Below are 19,630 nucleotides of genomic sequence, written 5' to 3' on the forward strand. Positions count from 1 at the left end.
TTTCCTCCTATTTAGTAAAACATATTTATTTTATAAAACCAAAAAATGAAAAATAATATAAAATCAATCGCAATCTTGTTCACCGCTTTAGTGGCACTAAGCAGCTGTGAAAAGAAAAAAAAAGAAACAGCGACACCAGAAATCGAACCAAAAGTTGAAACTTTTTTGTTACAAAAAGAAAAACTGACTACTGAATTACGTTTGCCAGCCGAATTAACAGGTTTTCAACAAGTTGATTTGTATGCAAAAGTGAGCAGTTTCGTAAAAACTTTAAAAGTAGATATTGGTTCTAAAGTAAAAAAAGGACAGCTTTTGATTGTTTTAGAAGCTCCAGAAATCAGCTCACAAGTAGCAGCCGCCGAATCAAGATTAAGATCGATGGAAGCAATTTACGCCACCAGCAAAAGCACTTACAACCGTTTGTACGAAACAAGCAAAGTAGAAGGAACGATTTCTAAAAATGATTTAGAAATGGCAAACGGAAAGAAAAATTCTGATTACGCACAATACCAAGCAGCGATTGCGGCACACAAAGAAATTTCGATCATGAGAGGTTATCTTGAAATTCGTGCGCCATTTGACGGTGTTGTAGCGGCAAGAAATGTGAATTTAGGAACATTTGTTGGTCCGGCAGGAAAAGGTTCTGATTTGCCTTTATTGACGATTCAAGAGCAATCAAAATTGCGTTTGGCGGTTTCTGTGCCAGAATTGTACACAGGCTATCTGCACCAAGGCGACAATATGAGTTTTAATGTAAAATCATTGCCAGATACTTTTACGGCGACAATTCAGAGAATGTCTGGCGCATTGGACTTAAAATTGCGTTCTGAAAGAGTTGAAATGGACGTGCACAACACCAAAGGAAATTTATTGCCTGGAATGGTTGCCGAAGTTTTATTGCCGCTTAATGCTAAAGACAGCACATTTGTAGTTCCCAAATCAGCGGTTGTAAATGCTGCAGAAGGAATTTTCGTAATCAAAGTGGTAAACCACAAAGCAACACGAGTTGATGTTAAAAAAGGAAGAGAAATCGACGATAAAATCGAAATTTTTGGTGATTTGACTCCAAACGATAAACTGGTAAAAATTGCCAGTGAAGAAACTAAGGAAGGCGATACAATAAACGAATAACCTGCGTTTACGTCTTCTTTTTAGTAGATTACCCAAAAACTGTACGCATTATTTAATGCGAGCATTTTAAAATTTGATTTGGTTTTAAAATGCAAAATTAAATTTATTTTGAAAAGGGAGCGGTGCTATTTTTTAGTGCCGTTCTTTTTTTGTTTTTGCCACTAAGACGCTAAGTCACAAAGTTTTTTTTTTATTTTTTGTCATTTCGACCGAAGGGAGAAATCACACTAGAAACTCCGCAAAGTATGTCGCCAATCTTTGTCGATCAACTTGTGTGATTTCTCCCTTCGATCAGAAATGACAAACTGTGCAAATGATCTATTGTGTGAGATGACCAGCTAAATAAAAAAACTTTATTTCTAAAACTTTGCGAAATACTAAACCTTCCTAATCAAAAAATCTTAGCTCTCGATAGCTATCGGGATTTCAGTAAAACTTATAGACAAAGCCTATCAACCTAAAACCTAAAACCTGAAACCTGAAACTTGAAACCTGAAACTTTAAAAAACATCCCCGTATCAAAAAAAAAATATAACTTTACACGCAACTATTTGACAATTAACTCATCTATTTAATAAAACCAATAGAAAATGAGCAAAATTTTAACCTTAAGTATCGTTGTATTCTTCCTTTTTAGCTGTTCAAGTGAAAATGCAGAAACCACTCCCCCGCCAACTGATAAAACTAAAAATTCAGAAAAAGTAAATCTTGCTATAGGAATCAAGAAAGACGCCGATATACGTGAGGTTTTTAAAGTGTTAAATGAATTGAAGTTTGATATTCTGCAAATGAACGGTTTCTTTTTCAAATCGGATATACCTAAAAGTGGTGTTGAGGATTTGATCAATACTTTAAATGAAAAACCTTATATAAAAACTGGCGCTTGGGCTGCGACGCCTGGCAGTGTTTACTATATAGAGTCAGAAAACAAAACTTTTATCGGAAATATTTTTTTTGACATGAACGTTGCCAATCAAAATGATTTGCTTGACTTAATTGCATCATTAAAATTGCAAGATGGATCAATTGATACCAAAAACATTTATCTCGGTATTCCAGAAGGAACGCAAACCTATTGGAAAACTAAAATGAAAGAGTACTCCTTTGTAAAATGGACCGAAACCTTTGATCAAGTTTGCCTATCGTATCAACACACTTCTGTAATTTCAGCAGATGTTCCCGCCAGCGGTCAGGTCAATCAAACCATTCCAATTAAAATCAAGTATATTGCTCTTAATGGCTGTGGCACTTTTGGAGGCGTTTCTGAAACAAATCTAGGAAATATCAAAACCATTACTGTAAAAGCGAAATATGAAGGCTGTTTCTGCACTATGAATATTCTGAATCTTGAAACCACCTATAATTTTGTAGCGACATCAACCGGAAACAAAACTATTAGATTTTTACAACCAGACGGAAAATATCTGACTTATACGATAGCGATTAAATAGAGAAATTGGGAGTTAAAAGCAATTTTATCTCAAATCTTTCTTGATCACTAAATATTTCAAATCGGTAGTTCCGGCGTTGCTTATTCCGTGTTCTGCATTTGGCGGACAATATAAGCTTGTATTGGGACCTACGACAACAGTTTTACCATCCAAGAAAAAAGAAGCAGAACCTTCTAAGATGTAAAAAAACTCTTCTTCTGGATGATGGTGAGGCGCATGCGTTGATTTTCCTGGTTCGACAATACTCATTTTTAAAGTATTTTCTTCGGTGAAGTTTTTGTCGGCGAACCAGTATTGATAGCCTACTTTGGTTTTTGTGGCTTTATTTAAATCGAAATGATTCACGCAATTTTCAATCGTATGCTTCACTTCTGCTGGAGTCTCTTTTTTGGTTTCTTGCGAAAATGCAATCTGTTGGAAAAACAGGACTGCAAATGTGGTTTTTATGGTTGTTAGTGCGTTCATTGTTTTTTTTGTAATAATACTAAAAAATGTTTTTGATAAATTGAAATTAAAATAAAATTCTATTTTTTGTTGCTGTACTATTATTTGCTTTTTTTGTCTTTAAAATCATATCCTCAAAAGAAATTATTCAACTACGAGCAAATTTGAGCCTGACTTTGCAGAATATCAGAAATAAAAACTACTTTTAAAAACTTCAAAAGCAATTTTTAAACCTTTATGATGAACCAATTCCAGCTTAAAATAAAACCATACTTTCTATTTGCTATTACCTTAACTTTTACAAATTTTATAGCCGCTCAGACATTAAATGAAAAAAGCCATACCATAATAGCAAAAGGTGCAGTTCTCACAATGCTATCCGATCAATTCAGTTTTACAGAAGGGCCTGCTTCAGATAAGAAAGGAAATGTTTATTTTACGGATCAGCCCAATAATCGAATCATGAAATGGTCGGTTAATGGCGAACTTTCTGTTTTTATGGAAAATGCAGGAAGAGCCAATGGTTTGTATATTGATCACGAAGGCAACCTTTTGGCTTGCGCCGATGAAAAAAATGAGCTTTGGAAAATAGACATGAACAAAAATTATACTGTAATGCTAAACAACTTCGAAGGAAAGAGACTGAATGGTCCCAATGATCTTTGGGTTGATCCAAAAGGCGGTATTTACTTTACAGATCCTTATTACCAAAGGGATTATTGGAAACATACTTCTAAAGAAATAGAAAAAGAATGTGTTTACTATTTATCTCCAGATAAATCTAAAATCATCAATGTTGGGAATGACCTTGTAAAACCGAATGGCATTATTGGAACTTCGGATGGGAAAACGTTATATGTAGCAGATATAGGCGCAAATAAAACCTACTCTTATACCATCGAAAGCAACGGTTCTTTAGGAAAAAAAACACTTTTTACAGAATCAGGTTCAGATGGAATGACAATAGACGAATCTGGAAATATTTATTTATGCGGAAAAGGAGTTACCGTATTCAATCCAAAAGGAGAAAAAATAGCCCATATTGATGTTCCTGAACCTTGGACGGCTAATGTTTGTTTTGGAGGGAAAAAATTTAAAACGTTATTTATTACTGCCAGCAAAAGTGTTTATACGATTGAAATGAATGTTCGAGGAATGAAATAATCTGTACATTATTCGTTCCTATTTTCCTTTGTTTATTTTTATTTTGACCGAAATTTTATTCGTTAGTGAGAAAATCATACTTTTTTCAGAATCAAAAAACTTCAAAATCCTCTTAATTTGATTTGAATTTGGTTTGAATTTTGCTTAAAATGAAATTTTACAAAAACATAAAACCTTTCGAAAGGCTTTATTTTAAAAGCATTTTAGTTCTCTCTATGATTCAATAAGAAAATATTATGATAAAAATATTTCATAATTCGAAAAACCGCCATACATTTGCCTAACAGTGTTAAACAATTTAATACTTAATCAAAATGGCTAGTAAAGATCGAATTTTAAGACAAAAAGAAGAGACAAGAAGTAACATTCTTGGGGCTGCTTATGACATCGTGAAAGAAGACGGCTGGAATGGTTTGAGTATGCGCAAAATTGCTGACAGAATTGAATATACTGCTCCAATTATTTATGAATACTTTTCTAATAAAGATGCGATATTGACCGAATTGACTGGTCAAGGGTTTATTAAACTGGCAAAAGAATTAGAAAAAGCGAAAGCAAAATTTGAAAAACCAGAAGAACAATTAGAAGCCATGTGGATGGCGTATTGGGATTTTGCCTTTACAGATACCGAAATGTATCAGGTAATGTTTGGAGTTCAGATGAACTGCTGTTCACAACAATGTTCGCTTTCAGATTCGCCGTATATGATGTTTACGGCAGTTATCGCTGAAGTCATGAAAAACAGCAATCCTGATCCGGAAATTATTAAACAAAAGTATTTTACTTTCTTTTCTATTATTCATGGTTTGATTGCAATCAACATCATCAACAGAAATGGAGCTTTGGAAAGTATCAACAATCAAATTTTGAAAGACGCTATCGGCGGTATTATCAAATCAATACAATAAAAAAAATTTTCAATTTCACTTAACAGTGTAAAATAATTTAAGGACCATATAAAATCCTTTTTTTTTAGAAGTTTTACTTAACACTGTTAGAAAATTTAATTAACGTAATTAGAGCTTTTTTTTACTCTTTTACTTAACGGTGATAAATAATTTAATACCGATTTAAAGCAGAATTAAAAACAGCTTAAAAAAGCAAATTTGCGCACATGAACTTAACAACGTTAGATAATTTAATTAAATTAATTATGAATCCTGAGAATGTCAGAATGCAAAAGATTTTAAAACAAATGAATGTCCAACAAATTAAAACCAATATGAAAATGAAAAATGTAATTATAACCACCTTTATTCTGGCATTAGTACTAAGCAGCTGTGCTGATAAAAATCAGACGCCTGCTGCTCCGCCTCCACCGGTTTTACCTGTGGCAGCAATCACAAGCGCTAACACAACTACTGACGCTGAATATCCTGCTTCTATACAAGGTACTGTTGACGTTGAAATTCGTCCACAAGTTAGTGGAAATCTTGAAAAAGTTTATGTTGACGAAGGTGCTTACGTAACAAAAGGTCAAACTTTATTCAAAATAAACGAACGTCCTTTCCGTGAACAATTGAACAACGCTTTAGCGAATCTTCACGCAGCAGAAGCAGCCTTGATCAACGCTAATTTAGAAGTTGATAAATTGACTCCACTAGTTCAAAATAAAGTAGTTTCAGACTATCAATTAAAAACGGCTAAAGCTTCGCAAAAAATTGCTGCTGCAAATATCGAACAAGCAAAAGCAATGGTTGGTTCTGCTAGAATCAATTTAGGATATACTACTGTAACAGCTCCAGTTAGCGGTTACATTGGAAGATTGCCTAAAAAACAAGGAAGTTTAGTTTCGGCTACAGATGTTGAGCCATTAACAAACCTTTCAGATGTTCACGAAGTTTTTGCTTATTTCTCTCTTGGTGAAACAGATTTCATCAACTTCAAAGCGCAATATGCAGGAAGCACAATTGGTGATAAAATCAAAAAACTGCCTCCTGTAACTTTAGTTTTGGCAGATAATAATGCCTATCCTCAAACTGGGAAAATTGATATGGTTGACGGCCAATTTGACAAAACTACTGGAGCGATTACGGTAAGAGCAACTTTCCCAAATGCAAACGGAATTTTACGTTCTGGAAATACAGGAAGAATCCGTTTAGGCGTTCAGCACGACGATGCGATTTTAGTGCCGCAATCGGCGACAGTTGAAATGCAAGATAAAGTATTTGTCTTCACTGTAGGCAAAGACAACAAAGTAAGCAAAATGCCCATTACCATTGCTGGTAAAAGCGGTGTTAACTATCTAATTAAAGATGGCGTAAAATCGGGTGACCAAATCGTATTAAGCGGTATTGACAAACTTCAGGAAGGACAGGTTATTCAACCTGAAAAATCAACAAAAGTTGCCCAAGTAATTAATCAAAAATAATAAAAACGACAATGTTCAAAATATTTATACAAAGGCCTGTACTGGCGACCGTTATTTCCATTTTATTGGTAATTCTGGGAGTACTTGGCTTGACTAAATTGCCTTTACAGCAATTTCCTGATATTGCGCCACCATCGGTTTTGGTAACGGCGGTATATCCTGGAGCAAACGCAGAAACGGTTTTGCGTTCGGTTGCTCCTTCTTTGGAAGAATCTATAAATGGTGTAGAAAACATGACTTACATGAGTTCTACCGCGAGTAATGACGGTAGTTTGGCTATCACAGTGTTCTTTAAATTAGGAACAGATGCCGACCAAGCTGCGGTCAACGTTCAAAACAGAGTTGCACAAGCAACAAGTCAGCTTCCTGCGGAGGTTGTACAACAAGGTGTAATCACGGCGAAACAACAAAACAGTTTCATCATGGCCATTGGTATGTACACCGAAGATGAATCAAAATACGATCAGACTTTTGTTGCCAATTATGCACAAATCAATATTATTCCAGAATTAAAACGTATTTCAGGTGTTGGTTCTGCCAGTATTTTTGGTGGTGTAAAAGACTACTCTATGCGTGTTTGGTTGAATCCAACGCAAATGTCAACTTACAAAATCACGCCAAACGAAATCATGAGTGCGATTCAAGACAAAAGTTTGGAAGCGGCTCCAGGTAAATTTGGTGAACGAAGCAAAGAAGTTTTTGAATATGTAATCAAATACAAAGGAAAACTAACCAAACCCGAGGATTATGAAAATATAGCAATTCGCTCTAATCCTGACGGTTCTGTTCTTCACTTAAAAGATGTTGCAAGAGTCGAACTTGGCGCTTATTCATATAACAGTTTAACGCGTTTAAATGGTAAAAAAGGAGTTGTAATTGGAGTTATTCAGTTAGCAGGTTCTAACTCAAATGATATTCAGATTGCCATCAATAAAATGATGGAAAAAGCCTCTAAAGATTTCCCAAAAGGAATAAAACATAATATTTTCTATAGTACAAAAATATCGCTGGATCAATCCATTGAACAGGTTGAGCACACTTTGTTAGAAGCTTTTATACTAGTATTTATTGTGGTATTTATTTTCCTTCAGGATTTTAGATCAACATTAATTCCGGCTATTGCTGTACCTGTAGCAATTTTAGGAACGTTCTTCTTCATGCAGTTATTCGGATTCTCGATCAACCTTCTAACGCTTTTCGCATTAATTCTTGCGATTGGTATTGTGGTGGATGACGCGATTGTCGTCGTAGAAGCCGTGCATGCGAAAATGGAGCACAAACATTTGTCTCCAAAAGTAGCCACACATGAAGCAATGCACGAAATAACGGGTGCTATTATCTCGATTACGCTGGTAATGGCTGCTGTATTCCTGCCGGTTGGTTTTATGGAAGGCTCTACAGGGGTTTTCTATCGTCAGTTTGCCTTTACTATGGCAATTGCAATTGTAATTTCGGCTGTTAATGCCTTGACATTGTCTCCTGCACTTGCTGCATTATTTTTGAAAGATAATCACGGTGCTCACGATGCAAATGTGCCTTATGCAAAAAAAGGATTTAAGGAAAAATTCTTTACCGCTTTCAACAGCAGTTTTGAATCGCTTACAAATCGTTATGTAGGCGGAATTAAATTCTTAATCAGAAAAAAATGGTTGAGTTTAGGCGGATTAGCAGCTATTACTTTGGCAACTGTTTTATTAGTAAAAACAACTCCAGCAGGATTTATTCCAACAGAAGATCAGGGATTTATTGCGATTGCAGTAAACACGCCATCTGGAACATCGCTTGACGGAACTCAAAAAGTAATGACGGAAGCTGAAAATACTTTAAGAGGTTTAGATGCATCACGATTTGTAACCGCAATTTCAGGTTTCAACTTGTTGACAAATTCTACTAGTCCGTCTTCCGCAGTTGTTTTCGTATTGCTTAAACCAAATGAAGAAAGAGGCGAAGTGAAAAATATCGAGGAAATCATGAATCAAGTTCGTGGCAAATTGGGTTCAATTTCAGGAGGAAGTTTCTTTGTTTTCAGTTTCCCAACTGTTCCAGGATTTAGTAATGTTGAAGCTTTAGATTTAGTGCTTCAGGATAAAACTGGAGGAAAACTGGATAAATTCAGCGGAATTTCTCAAAATTTCATTGGAGAATTGATGAAACGCCCAGAAATTGCTGTAGCCTTTACGAGTTTCAAAGCCGATTATCCACAATTGCAATTGGATATTAATGATGAAAAAGCAAATCAATTAGGCGTGAATGTAAAAGACATTTTGCAAACGATGCAGACTTATTTTGGTAGTGCTCAGGCTTCCGATTTTAATAGATTTGGAAAATATTACCGAGTTGTAGTTCAGGCTGATATTGCCGACAGAGCTGATCCATCATCAATTGACCGTGTTTTTGTGAAAAATAAAACAGGCGAAATGGTTCCGATAAACACTTTAGTAAAACTGACTCGTGTTTATGGTTCTGAAACCGCTTCACGTTACAACTTATTTAATTCAATTTCGATTAATGCGATTCCGAAACCTGGATTTAGTTCTGGAGACGCTATTAAAGCAATTGAAGAAGTTGCAGCACAACAACTTCCTGCAGGTTATGGTTATGAATTTTCAGGACAAACTCGCGAAGAGATTTCTTCTGGAGGGCAGTCGGCAACGATTTTCTTACTGTGTTTGATATTCGTCTATTTCTTACTTGCCGCACAGTATGAAAGTTATATTCTGCCATTGGCTGTAATCTTATCAATCCCTGCAGGTATTTTCGGAGTATTTGTGGCAATCGGCTTGACCGGAATCGAAAACAACATTTACGTTCAGGTTGCACTTGTCATGCTGATTGGACTTCTCGCTAAAAATGCCATCTTGATTGTGGAGTTTGCGGTACAGAAACGAAAATCAGGACAAGCTTTAGTTAGAGCTTCAATCGATGCTGCAAAATTACGTTTGCGACCTATTATCATGACTTCCCTAGCCTTTGTGGTTGGTTTAGTGCCAATGATGAGCGCCAAAGGACCATCGGCTCAAGGAAATCATTCAATCAGTATTGGAGCAGCGGGCGGAATGCTTTCTGGAGTAATTCTCGGATTATTTATTATTCCGGTTTTATTCATCGTATTCCAACATTTACAAGAAAAAGTTACTGGAAAACCAGTAGCAGTAATTCATAACGAAGAAAAATAAATGGAAAACTATATAACGACAATCTTGGTGACCATAATAATTGGCATCGCATATATATCGTACAGAATCTCAAAAGATCTTGAAACGAAAAAAGATATTTGCACAGAAATTTAATCTGTTAATGAGGTTAAAAAAAATATTTTAACACATAGAGACATAGGATAATATGTAAAGAAATTAGAAGAAACTAGTTTCAACACATAGAAAACTATGTGAATTTAAAATAAATGAAACGCCTTTTTCAAATTCCCAAAAAACTATGTCTCTATGCGTTTAAAAAAAATTACACCCAAACGGGTTAAAGGAATTTTAATAAAAAAACAATGAAAAATCATATAACCAAAATCGTGGTCTTCGCCATTCTGATCACGACCTTAATATCCTGTAAGGTATCAAAGGATATTGAAACACCAAAAGATGCATTTCCTGAGAATTTCAGGAATGCAGCTGTTTCAAAAGATACAACGAGTATTGGCGATTTGGAGTGGAAAAATTTCTATACCGAAAAAGATATCGTACAATTGATTGACAGCGCCATCGCAAGAAACAACGATTTGCAGATTGCTACTAAAAATCTCGAAATTGCACAATACCGTTTTACACAATCAAAATGGGGAAATGTGCCTCAGGTTAACTTGGGTATAACTGCAAGTTCAAGCAATCCGTCAGATAATAGTTTTACTGGGATGAATTTGAATCAAGCATTGGGTGCAAAACATATTGACGATTTCTCTGCAGGAGCGACACTTTCTTGGGAAGCTGATATTTGGGGAAAAATCAAAAACCAGAAAAAAGGCGCTTTTGCAGCATATCTTCAATCTGAAGAAGTGAAAAAAGCGTTGCAGACTAATATTGTTGCCAATGTTTCAAGAGGATATTACAATCTTTTGATGTTGGACGCTCAGCTTGATATTGCGAGACAAAATGTGAAATTGAACGATAGTACAACCAATATCATCAAATTAAAATATGCTGCTGGACAAACCACGTCATTGGCAATTCAACAATCGGAAGCACAGAAACTAAATTCGGAACAATTGATTCCGTTATTGGAACAAAATATTGCAATTCAGGAAAATGCTTTGAGTGTTTTGACGGGTTCATTTCCTTCTTCAAAACAAAGAACAGCTTTATTAAATTCAGTTGCAGTTAAAAACAACAATACGGTAGGAATTCCGGCTTCATTAGTAAGCAGAAGACCTGATGTTAAAAGTGCCGAATTAGAATTAAAAATCGCCAATGCGAATGTCGGAATCACAAAAGCCGATTTATATCCAACTTTAAGAATTACTGCCCAAAGTGGCGTAAATTCTTTTGAAACTAGCACTTGGTTCAATATTCCGGCTTCTCTTTTTGGAACTGTGGCCGGAGGTTTGACACAGCCATTATTGAACAATAAAAGACTAAAAACACAATATAATATTGCTGTTGCTGAAAGAGAAAAAGCAGTTATCAATTTCAGGCAATCGGTTTTGATTGCGGTGAGCGAAGTTGCTGATGCTTTGGTTGTAACAGAAAAATTGCAACAACAGGAAAATTTCCTTCAGCAAAAAGTACAAACGTTGCAACAAGCTATTAAAAATGCTAACCTGCTTTTCAAAAACGGAATGGCCGAATATCTTGAAGTTTTAACTGCACAAGCCAATTTATTGCAAAGCGAATTAGAATTGGCAGACATAAAAAGACAACAATTAACAGCCAATACAGAATTGTATCGCGCACTTGGAGGTGGCTGGAAATAATACCCGTACCCGTTAATTATTTATTTTTTGAGATGAAAACGCTATGAGACTTTTATGGTTTCATGGCGTTTTTTTATTTAAACGCAAAGGGCGCAATCCCGATAACTATCGGGATACGCAAAAGACATAAAAGCTTTTTGGAATTTCTCGCAAAGTCGCGAAGTCGCAAAGTTATTAAGTATTTATTTCACGCAGATTTAAAAAAAATTATCTGCGCAAATTCGCTTAAATCTTTTTTAAATCTGCGTGAAAAATAAATCTTCGCGTCTTTGCGACTTTGCGAGAGCTATTAATCCCGCTTGCATCAAACAAAAAACTTATCTAATTTTAATCTTTCGCAAAAGCAAAAATAAAATGACCACTGACCAACAGAATTACCTCAACAATCTAAAACTATATTTCGAAAGTTATGCTCCAATTTCTGAAAAATCATGGAAATTAATTGAAAACCTGACGCATTTCCAGACCATCAAAAAAGGAGAAATATTGCTAGAACACGGGGAAATCTGTAAAAATCTTTATTTTATTGCAAAAGGAATTCTGCGAACTTTTATTACAGACGAACAAGGAAATTTCTATAACAAAAATCTTTTTCTCGAAAACAAACTTGCCTGTTCTAAAGTATCATCAATACTGCAAACTCCTTCCAGTTTTACGATCGAAGCTTTGGAAGATTGTATTTTAATCGCTCTTGATTACAAGAAATATACAAAGTTGATTAACGAAAATGATGATCTTAAAACCTTCTATATTGCCTATTTGGAAAAAAACTGGATTATTGAAAAAGAACAAAGAGAGATTGCTCTGGTTATGCAAAATGCAACTGAAAGATACTTAAATTTCTTAGAGAAACATCCCAATATAGCAGATCGAATTCCGTTACTACATATTGCTTCACATTTAGGCATTACACCAACTCAGTTAAGCCGAATTCGAAAAAATCTTGAAAAAGTTTCATAAATCAACATATGTAAAGGCTTTCCTAAAATTGCTCATTTATCTTTGTTTTAAAATTCGACATTAAAATGAACAATATAAACCTCATCAAAGATAATATTGACAATCTTACCTCGCTTTGGAAAACTGTTGCAACTCCTCTTCTTTCTTATCATAAAAACGATCCATTTCAATTCAGTCAAATAAAAAATTCCGGCTGGCCAAACCGATTGTGGTTCCGCGAAGATATTACCGAAGAAAATCTGCCACAAATTCTTGAAATTATAGAAAAGAATCCCGGTTTGATCATTCCGTATTGGGATATTTTTGGAAGCAATTCAAATGAAATCTTCGAGAAAAACGGATTTAAAATAAGAATTCAACTCATGGCGATGGCTTTAAAACTAGGCGAGAAATTTCCAGTTGAAAACAGCCTTACTTTTAAAAGAGTTTTAAATGAAAATGATGCCAAAACTTGGTCTGACATTTACCCTTTATCTTTTAGCTACGTCATCAGCAAGGAAACGCTAGTTCATAATTACGAAAATGTGAAGTTTTATCTGGTTCATTTTGACGAAAAACCAATAGGAACACTTACCCTTTTTCAAACTGGAAAAACTATGGGAATTCATGGTGTCGGCGTAATTCCCGAAATGCGCAAAAGAGGTTTCGCCGAAGAAATCATGAAATTCGCCATCAACGAAGCTATTGATGCAGATTGCGAATATGCACAGTTGCAAGCTTCTCCTCTAGGGAAAGGCATTTATACCAGATTAGGGTTTGAAGATTTGTTTTTAATTACGAATTATGAACTTACATAAATCTCTCACAAAGACGCGAAGTTCCGAAGTTTTTTCAGCTCTCGCAGATTTGGCAGATTAAGTCGATTATATTTTAAAGTAAATAAATAATCTGCTCAATCTGCCAAATCTGCGAGAAACAAATCTTTTAATCTTTTTAATCTGTGGCATAAAAATAAATCCTCTGAGCCTTTGCCACTTTGGCCCTTTGAACCTAAAAAGAAATCTTGTCTCAAATGCCCCTAAAATAGTCGGAAATAAGTATTTAAATAAAAAAGTAAGAATATTACATTTGTAATACATTAACTGATAACTATTTAAAAACAAAACCACATGAAAAAAGCAAAAATTATTTTTTGGACAACGACAATTCTAATTTTCTTATTTGAAGGCGTTATGCCAGCATTGACATCTCAAACAGAATTGGCGAAAGAAGGAATCAGGCATTTAGGTTATCCTGAGTATTTTGGAAATGCATTAGTCGTTTTCAAAGTATTGGGAGTGTTGGCGTTAGTAATTCCGCAAGTTCCAAAAAATGTAAAAGAATGGGCTTATGCCGGATTCGGATTTGATTTTATATTTGCTTCAATTAGTCATTTTGCAGTTGACGGAATGAATTTTCAAAGCTTCTTTCCACTGATTATTTTACTGATCTTAGCCATTTCCTATATCTATTATCATAAAATTGAACGCTATAAAAATATAGCCTTATAATCTTTTGAAGTGATGATCGAGGTTTTCAAAACAAATGTTCAGGAAGTAGAGCAATCTCATTTGATTGTTGGGAAACTTCTTGAACATTTTCCCAACAGCATTATCAATTTTGATTTGGAAGATTGTGATAAAATTTTGCGCATTCATGCGTCCTCAATTTGCAATCAAAGTGTAATTGAGCTTCTAAATTCCTGTGGATATTATTGCGAAGTGCTTTTGTAATTCATAAATTATTGATTTACAAAATATTAAAAATAAAATTGTAATTTTAGAATACTGAATTTTAAATCACAGAAAAATGAATATTCCAGCTGAACATCAAACGATCATGCCCTATTTGATTTTACAAGGCGCATCAAAATTTATAGATTTTACAAAAAATGTTTTTGGTGCAACAGAAACTAATACAAAATCACTTCGTGAAGACGGAACCATTATGCATGCCGAAATTACACTAAACGGAAGCACAATAATGATTACTGATGAAATAACAGATTGGGCGAAACAAAATGCAAACTTGTTTGTTTATGTTCCAAATGCCGATGAAACGTATAAAAAAGCATTAGAAAACGGAGCCACTTCATTAATGGAATTAAGCGATCAAGATTATGGCAGAACTTGCGGCGTAACAGATCCGTTTGGGAATGTCTGGTGGATTACATCCGTATAAATCGATAAAACTTTAAAAATCAATAATATGAAAACCGAAGTTCAAAAAAATATTGTTGAAACATTCAAAAAATTAAATGATACTCTTTCCTCTTTTTCTGAAGACGAATTAAATACAATTCCGTATAAAGACAGCTGGACTGCAGGACAAACTGCACAGCATATTATTTTAGCCTGCTCGGGCTATCCCGAATTATTCGCTGGCAATACTCAAAAAACGATTAGGAAACATAATGAATTTGTGCCTTTACTTGACGGAATTTTTCTTGACTTTAATTCCAAAATGAATTCACCTGAGTTTCTTGTGCCAGAAAAAAAAGATTACAATAAAAATTCATTAACTTTATCCATCTTGAAAATAGAATCTGATTTGCTTCAGGCAACTGAAAAGTATGATTTAACCTTGACTTGTCTGGATTTTCATGTCCCAGGGTTTGAAAATTTCACCATTTTTGAATGGATTCATTTTGGACTAATACATACACAACGACACACGAATCAATTAAATTCTATTTTTAAAATGCTGACCAAAATATAATTCTAAAGCTTCAAATCGACCAAAACCTATTTATATGAAATCAAAAAGCGGAGCCATTTTTATTGCGGGATTAATAGCCGGAACCTTAGATATTGTTGCTGCAATAACCATTTACGCAGGCATTCTGAATAAAACTACTGGTGTCAAAATTTTGCAGTCCATTGCCAGTGGTATCTTCAAAAAAGAAGCCTATACAGGTGGCTCACAAATGGCGTTATACGGACTGTTATTACATTATTTTATAGCATTTACATTTGCTTGGTTTTACTTTACGGTTTATCCTTATTTTTCATTTTTGAAAAAAAACACATTATTATCTGGAATTGTTTATGGCATTTTAGTCTGGATTGTAATGAATTTGGTTGTGTTACCAGTTGTGTTTCCGGTCTTGCCTGAAAAACATTTAGATTTTCCGCTATTTCTTTCTATTATCATTCTGATTTTCTGCATCGGAATTCCGATAGCATTTATCCACAAAAAATATCTATCATTGAGACCATAGGGGGACAAATAAAATATGAAATGAAAAAAGCGAAACCAAGATTTACTTGATTTCGCTTTTTGGTTTTTGGTTTTTAAGAATACTTTTTAGTGCGACACTTTTATCTTTCCAATTATTACTGTTATAAAAGTTAAAATCAAAAATACAACGAAAAAAGCCTGTCCAATATAGGAAGACGCGCTTCCAATTTCTCCAAAACCTAAAATTCCAGCAATAATTGCTAGAACAATAAAAGTAATAGTCCAATGTGTCATACTACATTTTTTAATGTTAATAAAATTTGATAGCCTTTTGATTATCGCCAAATTTCGTACTCTAATGTTAATTAGATTGACTCTAAAAATTATTTTTATAGCACATTAGGTCAAATATCAAAGGAATCTCTTAATTTTTAGAATTCATTTTTTACTCTTACAAAATTCCCATGCAAATGTTATTGAGTTAATTTTTTGATCGATTGGATTAATAGCCGCTTTATTCCTAAAGTAATTTTAGATAAAATTTTTTAGCAAGATGGAAATAGAGGCAGTTCAAAGCATTACAGCTACCAAACATGGCATTATTTTAGAAAAAACAGAGCGCCCTTTTGAAGAATTAGGAGTTTTAAATCCGGCAATTTACCAAGACGGAAATAATATTCATATGCTTTACAGAGCAGCAAAAAGAGGAAATTTTTCAACTATTGGCTATGCCAGATTTGAGGGGCCAAAAACATTAGTCGAACGACGACCAGAACCTATTTTCGCTCCTGAATATATTTATGAAATTCATGGCGTCGAAGATCCCAGAATACAAAAATTGATGATACGTTTTATATGACGTATGTAACGTATGACGGAATAAACGCTTGTGGAGCTTTGGCAACATCAAAAGATTTGATTTCATTCAAAAAAAAGGGAATCATTACACCAAAATTTATTTTAAATGAATTTACAAATCTGATTAGAAAGCACTTACAAAATTCGAGTATTGCAAGAATTTTGGCTTTCAATACCGAACGAAATTATCCGCTGACGGAAACAATGAAAGAAAATTTGTTTGTTTGGGATAAAAATGTTGTGCTTTTCCCCAAGAAAATTGACGGAAAATTCATAGCTTTACATAGATTGTTTCCATCAATTCAGATTTACTCTTTTGAGAAAAAAAGTGAATTAACCGTTGAATTCTGGAAGGAATATATCAAAAACTTACCAGACCATATTATTCTGGAACCAAAATTTGACCACGAAACCAGTCATATTGGTCCAGGCGCCCCGCCAATTGAAACTAAAGATGGATGGCTGCTGATTTATCATGCGGCTGAAAGACGAGAAAAAGGTTTGGTATATCATGCCTGCGCTGCTTTATTAGATCTCAATAATCCAGCAAAAGTATTGTTCCGATTAAAAAAGCCTATTATCACACCGTCTGAACATTATGAACGACACGGTTATGTCAATTATGTAGTTTTTCCAACAGGAACAGCCATTTTTGATGACCAACTCTATATTTATTACGGTGCCGCCGATGACAAAATTGCGGTGGCTTCATTGAACTTGAACGACTTATTAACTGAATTAAAACAGAATCCCCATGAAGACGATATCAAATAAATCGAAAATAGTTTTTCTTTCTACTTTTCCTCCAACACAATGCGGAATAGCAACTTATACACAAGATACCATTAAAGGAATTACTAATGTTTTTGGAAAATCTATTAAATGCGAAATTTGTGAATTGGTTGACAAACCAAAAGAAAATCCTACGCAGGCTTATACTTTGAATACTAAAAACAGAGATGAATACAGAACGGTAGCCGAGGAAATCAATAAAGACGAAAACGTAAAATTAGTTCATATTCAGCATGAATTTGGTTTATTTGCCGGTAATTATGGAGATCATTTACTTGATTTTTTGAATGCTATTAAAAAACCAGTAACCTTTACTTTTCACAGTGTTATTCCAAATCCAAATAACGAATTGAAAACTTTTGTAAAATTGCTTTTGACTTATAGCAATTCGGTTTTTGTAATGACAAATCAATCAAGAGAAATTTTGATGAATGACTATGAAATTCCGGAAGCAGTAATTACAACAATGCATCACGGAACGCATATTGTAGTTTATGAAACACCTCATCAAGCAAAGGCAAAATTCAATATTCAGGATCGATTGGTGTTATCAACTTTCGGGCTTTTAGGCGAAGGGAAAAATATCGAAACCGGTTTGCAGGCATTGGCAAAAATCATCAAAAAAGAACCGAATGTACTTTATTTGATCATTGGTAAAACACATCCAAACCTGATTATTGATGGAGTTGATGCTTATCGAGATAAATTAGAAGCAATGGTTGAAGATTTGAATCTGAAAAACAATGTTCGATTTATAAATGAATATTTAGACACAGAAGAACTTTTAGATTACTTAAAAGCAACTGATATTTATTTGTTTACATCAAAAGATCCAAATCAGGCGGTAAGCGGCACTTTCTCTTATGCTATGAGCTGTGCCTGTCCAATGGTAGCTTCAAAAATTCCTCATACTCGAGAAGTTTTAACTCCAGAATTAGGAATTTTAGTAGACATTGGAAATGTGGACCAATTTGCTGAAGCTGCTTTAAAACTGATTTCAGATGAAGATTTAAGACACGAAATGGGAATTCAAGCGTTTTCAAAAACCCGAGCATCGTCTTGGGAGAATTGCGCCATTACACATATGAATACCTATAAAAAACTGTTTAAAAATACTGCAGATATCAAATTCAGTTATCCAGATATTCAATTAAGGCATATCAAAAAATTGACAACTGATTTGGGCATTATTCAATTCAGCAAAATTTCAATTCCAGATTTAGATTCTGGTTATACATTAGATGACAATGCCCGCGCATTGATTGCTTTTTGCATGCATTATCAACTAACGCAAGACAAAGAAGATCTACCTTATATTTTGATTTACTTGGATTTCATTGAAAGATGTCAAAAACCAAACGGCAGTTTTATCAATTATGTCGATAAAGAATATCGCGAACATATTGAACAGAATGCCGAAGTAAATTTAGAAGATTCAAATGCAAGAGCGATTTGGGCTTTAGGAATTGTGATTTCAAATGCGAATATACTTCCAGAAAATATTTCCAAAAAAGCCGAAAGATGTCTGTTAAACTCTTTGAAATGGGCCGAAACAATACAATCGCCTCGTTCAATTGGTTTCGCTACAAAAGGTCTGTATCACTATCACAATGCCGTACCTAATTTATATGTCGCGGCAATTATCAATAAACTGAATGCAAAATTACTTGCAAACTATGAAGATCACGCTTCAGAAAACTGGAAATGGTTTGAGAATTATTTGACATATGCAAATGGAATTCTGCCAGAATCAATGCTGTATGCCTATTTGATTACCAACAAACCTATTTACAAGAAAGTGGCAATGGATTCACTAGATTTCTTGATGTCAAAAATGTTTGTTGATAAGGAATTCAGAGTAATTTCAAACCAAGGATGGCTTCAAAAAAATTCGGTTCCGAAACAATACGGAGAACAGCCAATTGACGTATCATACACAATTCAGACTTTAAATGCTTTTTACAACGCATTTGAAATTCCAGAATACAAACATAAAATGAAGGCCGCCTTTAATTGGTTTTTAGGAAAAAATCATTTAAACCAAATTATGTATAACCCTGTAAGCGGTGGCGGTTACGACGGACTTGAAAAAGAAAATGTAAACTTGAATCAAGGCGCTGAATCGACTATTTGCTTCTTAACTGCCCGCTTATTGATGGAAAATTTTGTTCACGCAGAAAGCAAAGTAATTCCGCTAATAAAAACGCGACGAGGCATTGCCATAAATTCATAAAAATCCAGCATAGCTAACCAACTCGATTAAACCCTTAAAATCCCTTTCTTAATGAAAGGGATTTTTTGTTTTAAGAAATGAGAAAACGTCAATTTGATTAAATTATTGCATTGAAATGAAAATTATATAAGCTTCAAAAAAAGTTGTGT

Annotated in this window: 16 protein-coding genes and 1 pseudogene; 15 read left to right on the forward strand and 2 right to left on the reverse strand. The window is 34.3% G+C overall.

Going from position 1 to position 19,630, the window contains the following annotated elements; all coding sequences use genetic code 11:
- The first annotated feature begins 45 nt into the window (after positions 1-45).
- Positions 46-1,131: an efflux RND transporter periplasmic adaptor subunit gene (locus tag H600_RS0117490; RefSeq protein WP_026730005.1), complete on the forward strand. Its 1,086-nt coding sequence runs from the start codon at positions 46-48 to the stop codon at positions 1,129-1,131.
- 590 nt (positions 1,132-1,721) lie between these two features.
- Positions 1,722-2,582 (forward strand): hypothetical protein, encoded by an 861-nt coding sequence (locus H600_RS0117495; protein WP_026730006.1) that lies wholly within the window; start codon positions 1,722-1,724, stop codon positions 2,580-2,582.
- Positions 2,583-2,606: 24 nt separating this feature from the next.
- Here the strand turns inward: H600_RS0117495 and H600_RS0117500 are convergent, their stop codons facing one another.
- The gene (locus tag H600_RS0117500) at positions 2,607-3,047 is read right to left on the reverse strand and encodes a cupin domain-containing protein (protein ID WP_026730007.1); all 441 of its coding nucleotides are present in this window, start codon (positions 3,045-3,047) and stop codon (positions 2,607-2,609) included.
- Positions 3,048-3,263: 216 nt separating this feature from the next.
- Between H600_RS0117500 and H600_RS0117505 the strand changes: the two genes are divergently transcribed.
- The 11 genes from H600_RS0117505 to H600_RS0117565 all read left to right on the forward strand — a co-directional run bounded on the left by H600_RS0117505 (position 3,264) and on the right by H600_RS0117565 (position 15,638).
- A complete protein-coding gene (locus H600_RS0117505; RefSeq protein WP_245176596.1) occupies positions 3,264-4,190 on the forward strand; it encodes an SMP-30/gluconolactonase/LRE family protein in 927 nt (308 codons plus the stop codon).
- Positions 4,191-4,504: 314 nt separating this feature from the next.
- Positions 4,505-5,098 carry a TetR/AcrR family transcriptional regulator gene (locus tag H600_RS0117510; protein WP_026730009.1) on the forward strand — a complete coding sequence of 198 codons (594 nt, stop codon included), beginning with the start codon at positions 4,505-4,507 and terminating at the stop codon, positions 5,096-5,098.
- A gap of 245 nt (positions 5,099-5,343) precedes the next feature.
- Positions 5,344-6,561: an efflux RND transporter periplasmic adaptor subunit gene (locus H600_RS0117515; RefSeq protein WP_026730010.1), complete on the forward strand. Its 1,218-nt coding sequence runs from the start codon at positions 5,344-5,346 to the stop codon at positions 6,559-6,561.
- Positions 6,562-6,572: 11 nt separating this feature from the next.
- The gene (locus H600_RS0117520; protein ID WP_026730011.1) at positions 6,573-9,737 is read left to right on the forward strand and encodes an efflux RND transporter permease subunit; all 3,165 of its coding nucleotides are present in this window, start codon (positions 6,573-6,575) and stop codon (positions 9,735-9,737) included.
- 323 nt (positions 9,738-10,060) lie between these two features.
- On the forward strand, positions 10,061-11,479 hold the full coding sequence (locus H600_RS0117525) for a TolC family protein (RefSeq protein ID WP_026730012.1): 1,419 nt from the start codon (positions 10,061-10,063) through the stop codon (positions 11,477-11,479).
- Positions 11,480-11,833: 354 nt separating this feature from the next.
- Positions 11,834-12,439 (forward strand): Crp/Fnr family transcriptional regulator, encoded by a 606-nt coding sequence (locus H600_RS0117535; RefSeq protein WP_026730014.1) that lies wholly within the window; start codon positions 11,834-11,836, stop codon positions 12,437-12,439.
- A 65-nt stretch (positions 12,440-12,504) separates the two neighbouring features.
- Positions 12,505-13,236 (forward strand): GNAT family N-acetyltransferase, encoded by a 732-nt coding sequence (locus tag H600_RS0117540; protein ID WP_026730015.1) that lies wholly within the window; start codon positions 12,505-12,507, stop codon positions 13,234-13,236.
- 312 nt (positions 13,237-13,548) lie between these two features.
- Positions 13,549-13,929 carry a DoxX family protein gene (locus tag H600_RS0117545; RefSeq protein ID WP_026730016.1) on the forward strand — a complete coding sequence of 127 codons (381 nt, stop codon included), beginning with the start codon at positions 13,549-13,551 and terminating at the stop codon, positions 13,927-13,929.
- Positions 13,930-14,227: 298 nt separating this feature from the next.
- Positions 14,228-14,599, forward strand: a complete 372-nt coding sequence (locus tag H600_RS0117555) for a VOC family protein (RefSeq protein ID WP_026730018.1) — start codon at positions 14,228-14,230, stop codon at positions 14,597-14,599.
- Between the two features lie 27 nt (positions 14,600-14,626).
- Positions 14,627-15,136, forward strand: coding sequence for a DinB family protein (locus H600_RS0117560; protein ID WP_026730019.1), 510 nt, complete (start codon positions 14,627-14,629; stop codon positions 15,134-15,136).
- Positions 15,137-15,170: 34 nt separating this feature from the next.
- Complete coding sequence (locus H600_RS0117565; protein ID WP_026730020.1) at positions 15,171-15,638, forward strand: hypothetical protein; 468 nt, start codon at positions 15,171-15,173, stop codon at positions 15,636-15,638.
- Between the two features lie 86 nt (positions 15,639-15,724).
- On the opposite strand, the gene H600_RS22765 is transcribed toward H600_RS0117565, so the two are convergent.
- On the reverse strand, positions 15,725-15,892 hold the full coding sequence (locus H600_RS22765; protein ID WP_026730021.1) for a DUF1328 domain-containing protein: 168 nt from the start codon (positions 15,890-15,892) through the stop codon (positions 15,725-15,727).
- Between the two features lie 388 nt (positions 15,893-16,280).
- Between H600_RS22765 and H600_RS22250 the strand changes: the two are divergent.
- Both H600_RS22250 and H600_RS0117580 read left to right on the forward strand, forming a co-directional pair.
- Positions 16,281-17,230, forward strand: a pseudogene (locus H600_RS22250) (glycoside hydrolase family 130 protein).
- Positions 17,211-19,481 carry a glycosyltransferase gene (locus tag H600_RS0117580; protein WP_026730022.1) on the forward strand — a complete coding sequence of 757 codons (2,271 nt, stop codon included), beginning with the start codon at positions 17,211-17,213 and terminating at the stop codon, positions 19,479-19,481. The pseudogene H600_RS22250 and the gene H600_RS0117580 overlap by 20 nt, the downstream one beginning before the upstream one ends.
- The last annotated feature ends 149 nt before the right edge of the window (positions 19,482-19,630 follow it).

Origin of the sequence: Flavobacterium denitrificans DSM 15936 (assembly GCF_000425445.1) — a bacterium.
Lineage (GTDB): Bacteria > Bacteroidota > Bacteroidia > Flavobacteriales > Flavobacteriaceae > Flavobacterium > Flavobacterium denitrificans.

Bases quoted from the DNA above. Each gene is read 5' to 3' on its own strand.
- H600_RS0117490 (WP_026730005.1), top strand. From the start codon at position 46: ATGAAAAATAATATAAAATCAATCGCAATCTTGTTCACCGCTTTAGTG.
- H600_RS0117495 (WP_026730006.1), top strand. From the start codon at position 1,722: ATGAGCAAAATTTTAACCTTAAGTATCGTTGTATTCTTCCTTTTTAGC.
- H600_RS0117500 (WP_026730007.1), bottom strand. From the start codon at position 3,047: ATGAACGCACTAACAACCATAAAAACCACATTTGCAGTCCTGTTTTTC.
- H600_RS0117505 (WP_245176596.1), top strand. From the start codon at position 3,264: ATGATGAACCAATTCCAGCTTAAAATAAAACCATACTTTCTATTTGCT.
- H600_RS0117510 (WP_026730009.1), top strand. From the start codon at position 4,505: ATGGCTAGTAAAGATCGAATTTTAAGACAAAAAGAAGAGACAAGAAGT.
- H600_RS0117515 (WP_026730010.1), top strand. From the start codon at position 5,344: ATGAATCCTGAGAATGTCAGAATGCAAAAGATTTTAAAACAAATGAAT.
- H600_RS0117520 (WP_026730011.1), top strand. From the start codon at position 6,573: ATGTTCAAAATATTTATACAAAGGCCTGTACTGGCGACCGTTATTTCC.
- H600_RS0117525 (WP_026730012.1), top strand. From the start codon at position 10,061: ATGAAAAATCATATAACCAAAATCGTGGTCTTCGCCATTCTGATCACG.
- H600_RS0117535 (WP_026730014.1), top strand. From the start codon at position 11,834: ATGACCACTGACCAACAGAATTACCTCAACAATCTAAAACTATATTTC.
- H600_RS0117540 (WP_026730015.1), top strand. From the start codon at position 12,505: ATGAACAATATAAACCTCATCAAAGATAATATTGACAATCTTACCTCG.
- H600_RS0117545 (WP_026730016.1), top strand. From the start codon at position 13,549: ATGAAAAAAGCAAAAATTATTTTTTGGACAACGACAATTCTAATTTTC.
- H600_RS0117555 (WP_026730018.1), top strand. From the start codon at position 14,228: ATGAATATTCCAGCTGAACATCAAACGATCATGCCCTATTTGATTTTA.
- H600_RS0117560 (WP_026730019.1), top strand. From the start codon at position 14,627: ATGAAAACCGAAGTTCAAAAAAATATTGTTGAAACATTCAAAAAATTA.
- H600_RS0117565 (WP_026730020.1), top strand. From the start codon at position 15,171: ATGAAATCAAAAAGCGGAGCCATTTTTATTGCGGGATTAATAGCCGGA.
- H600_RS22765 (WP_026730021.1), bottom strand. From the start codon at position 15,892: ATGACACATTGGACTATTACTTTTATTGTTCTAGCAATTATTGCTGGA.
- H600_RS0117580 (WP_026730022.1), top strand. From the start codon at position 17,211: ATGAAGACGATATCAAATAAATCGAAAATAGTTTTTCTTTCTACTTTT.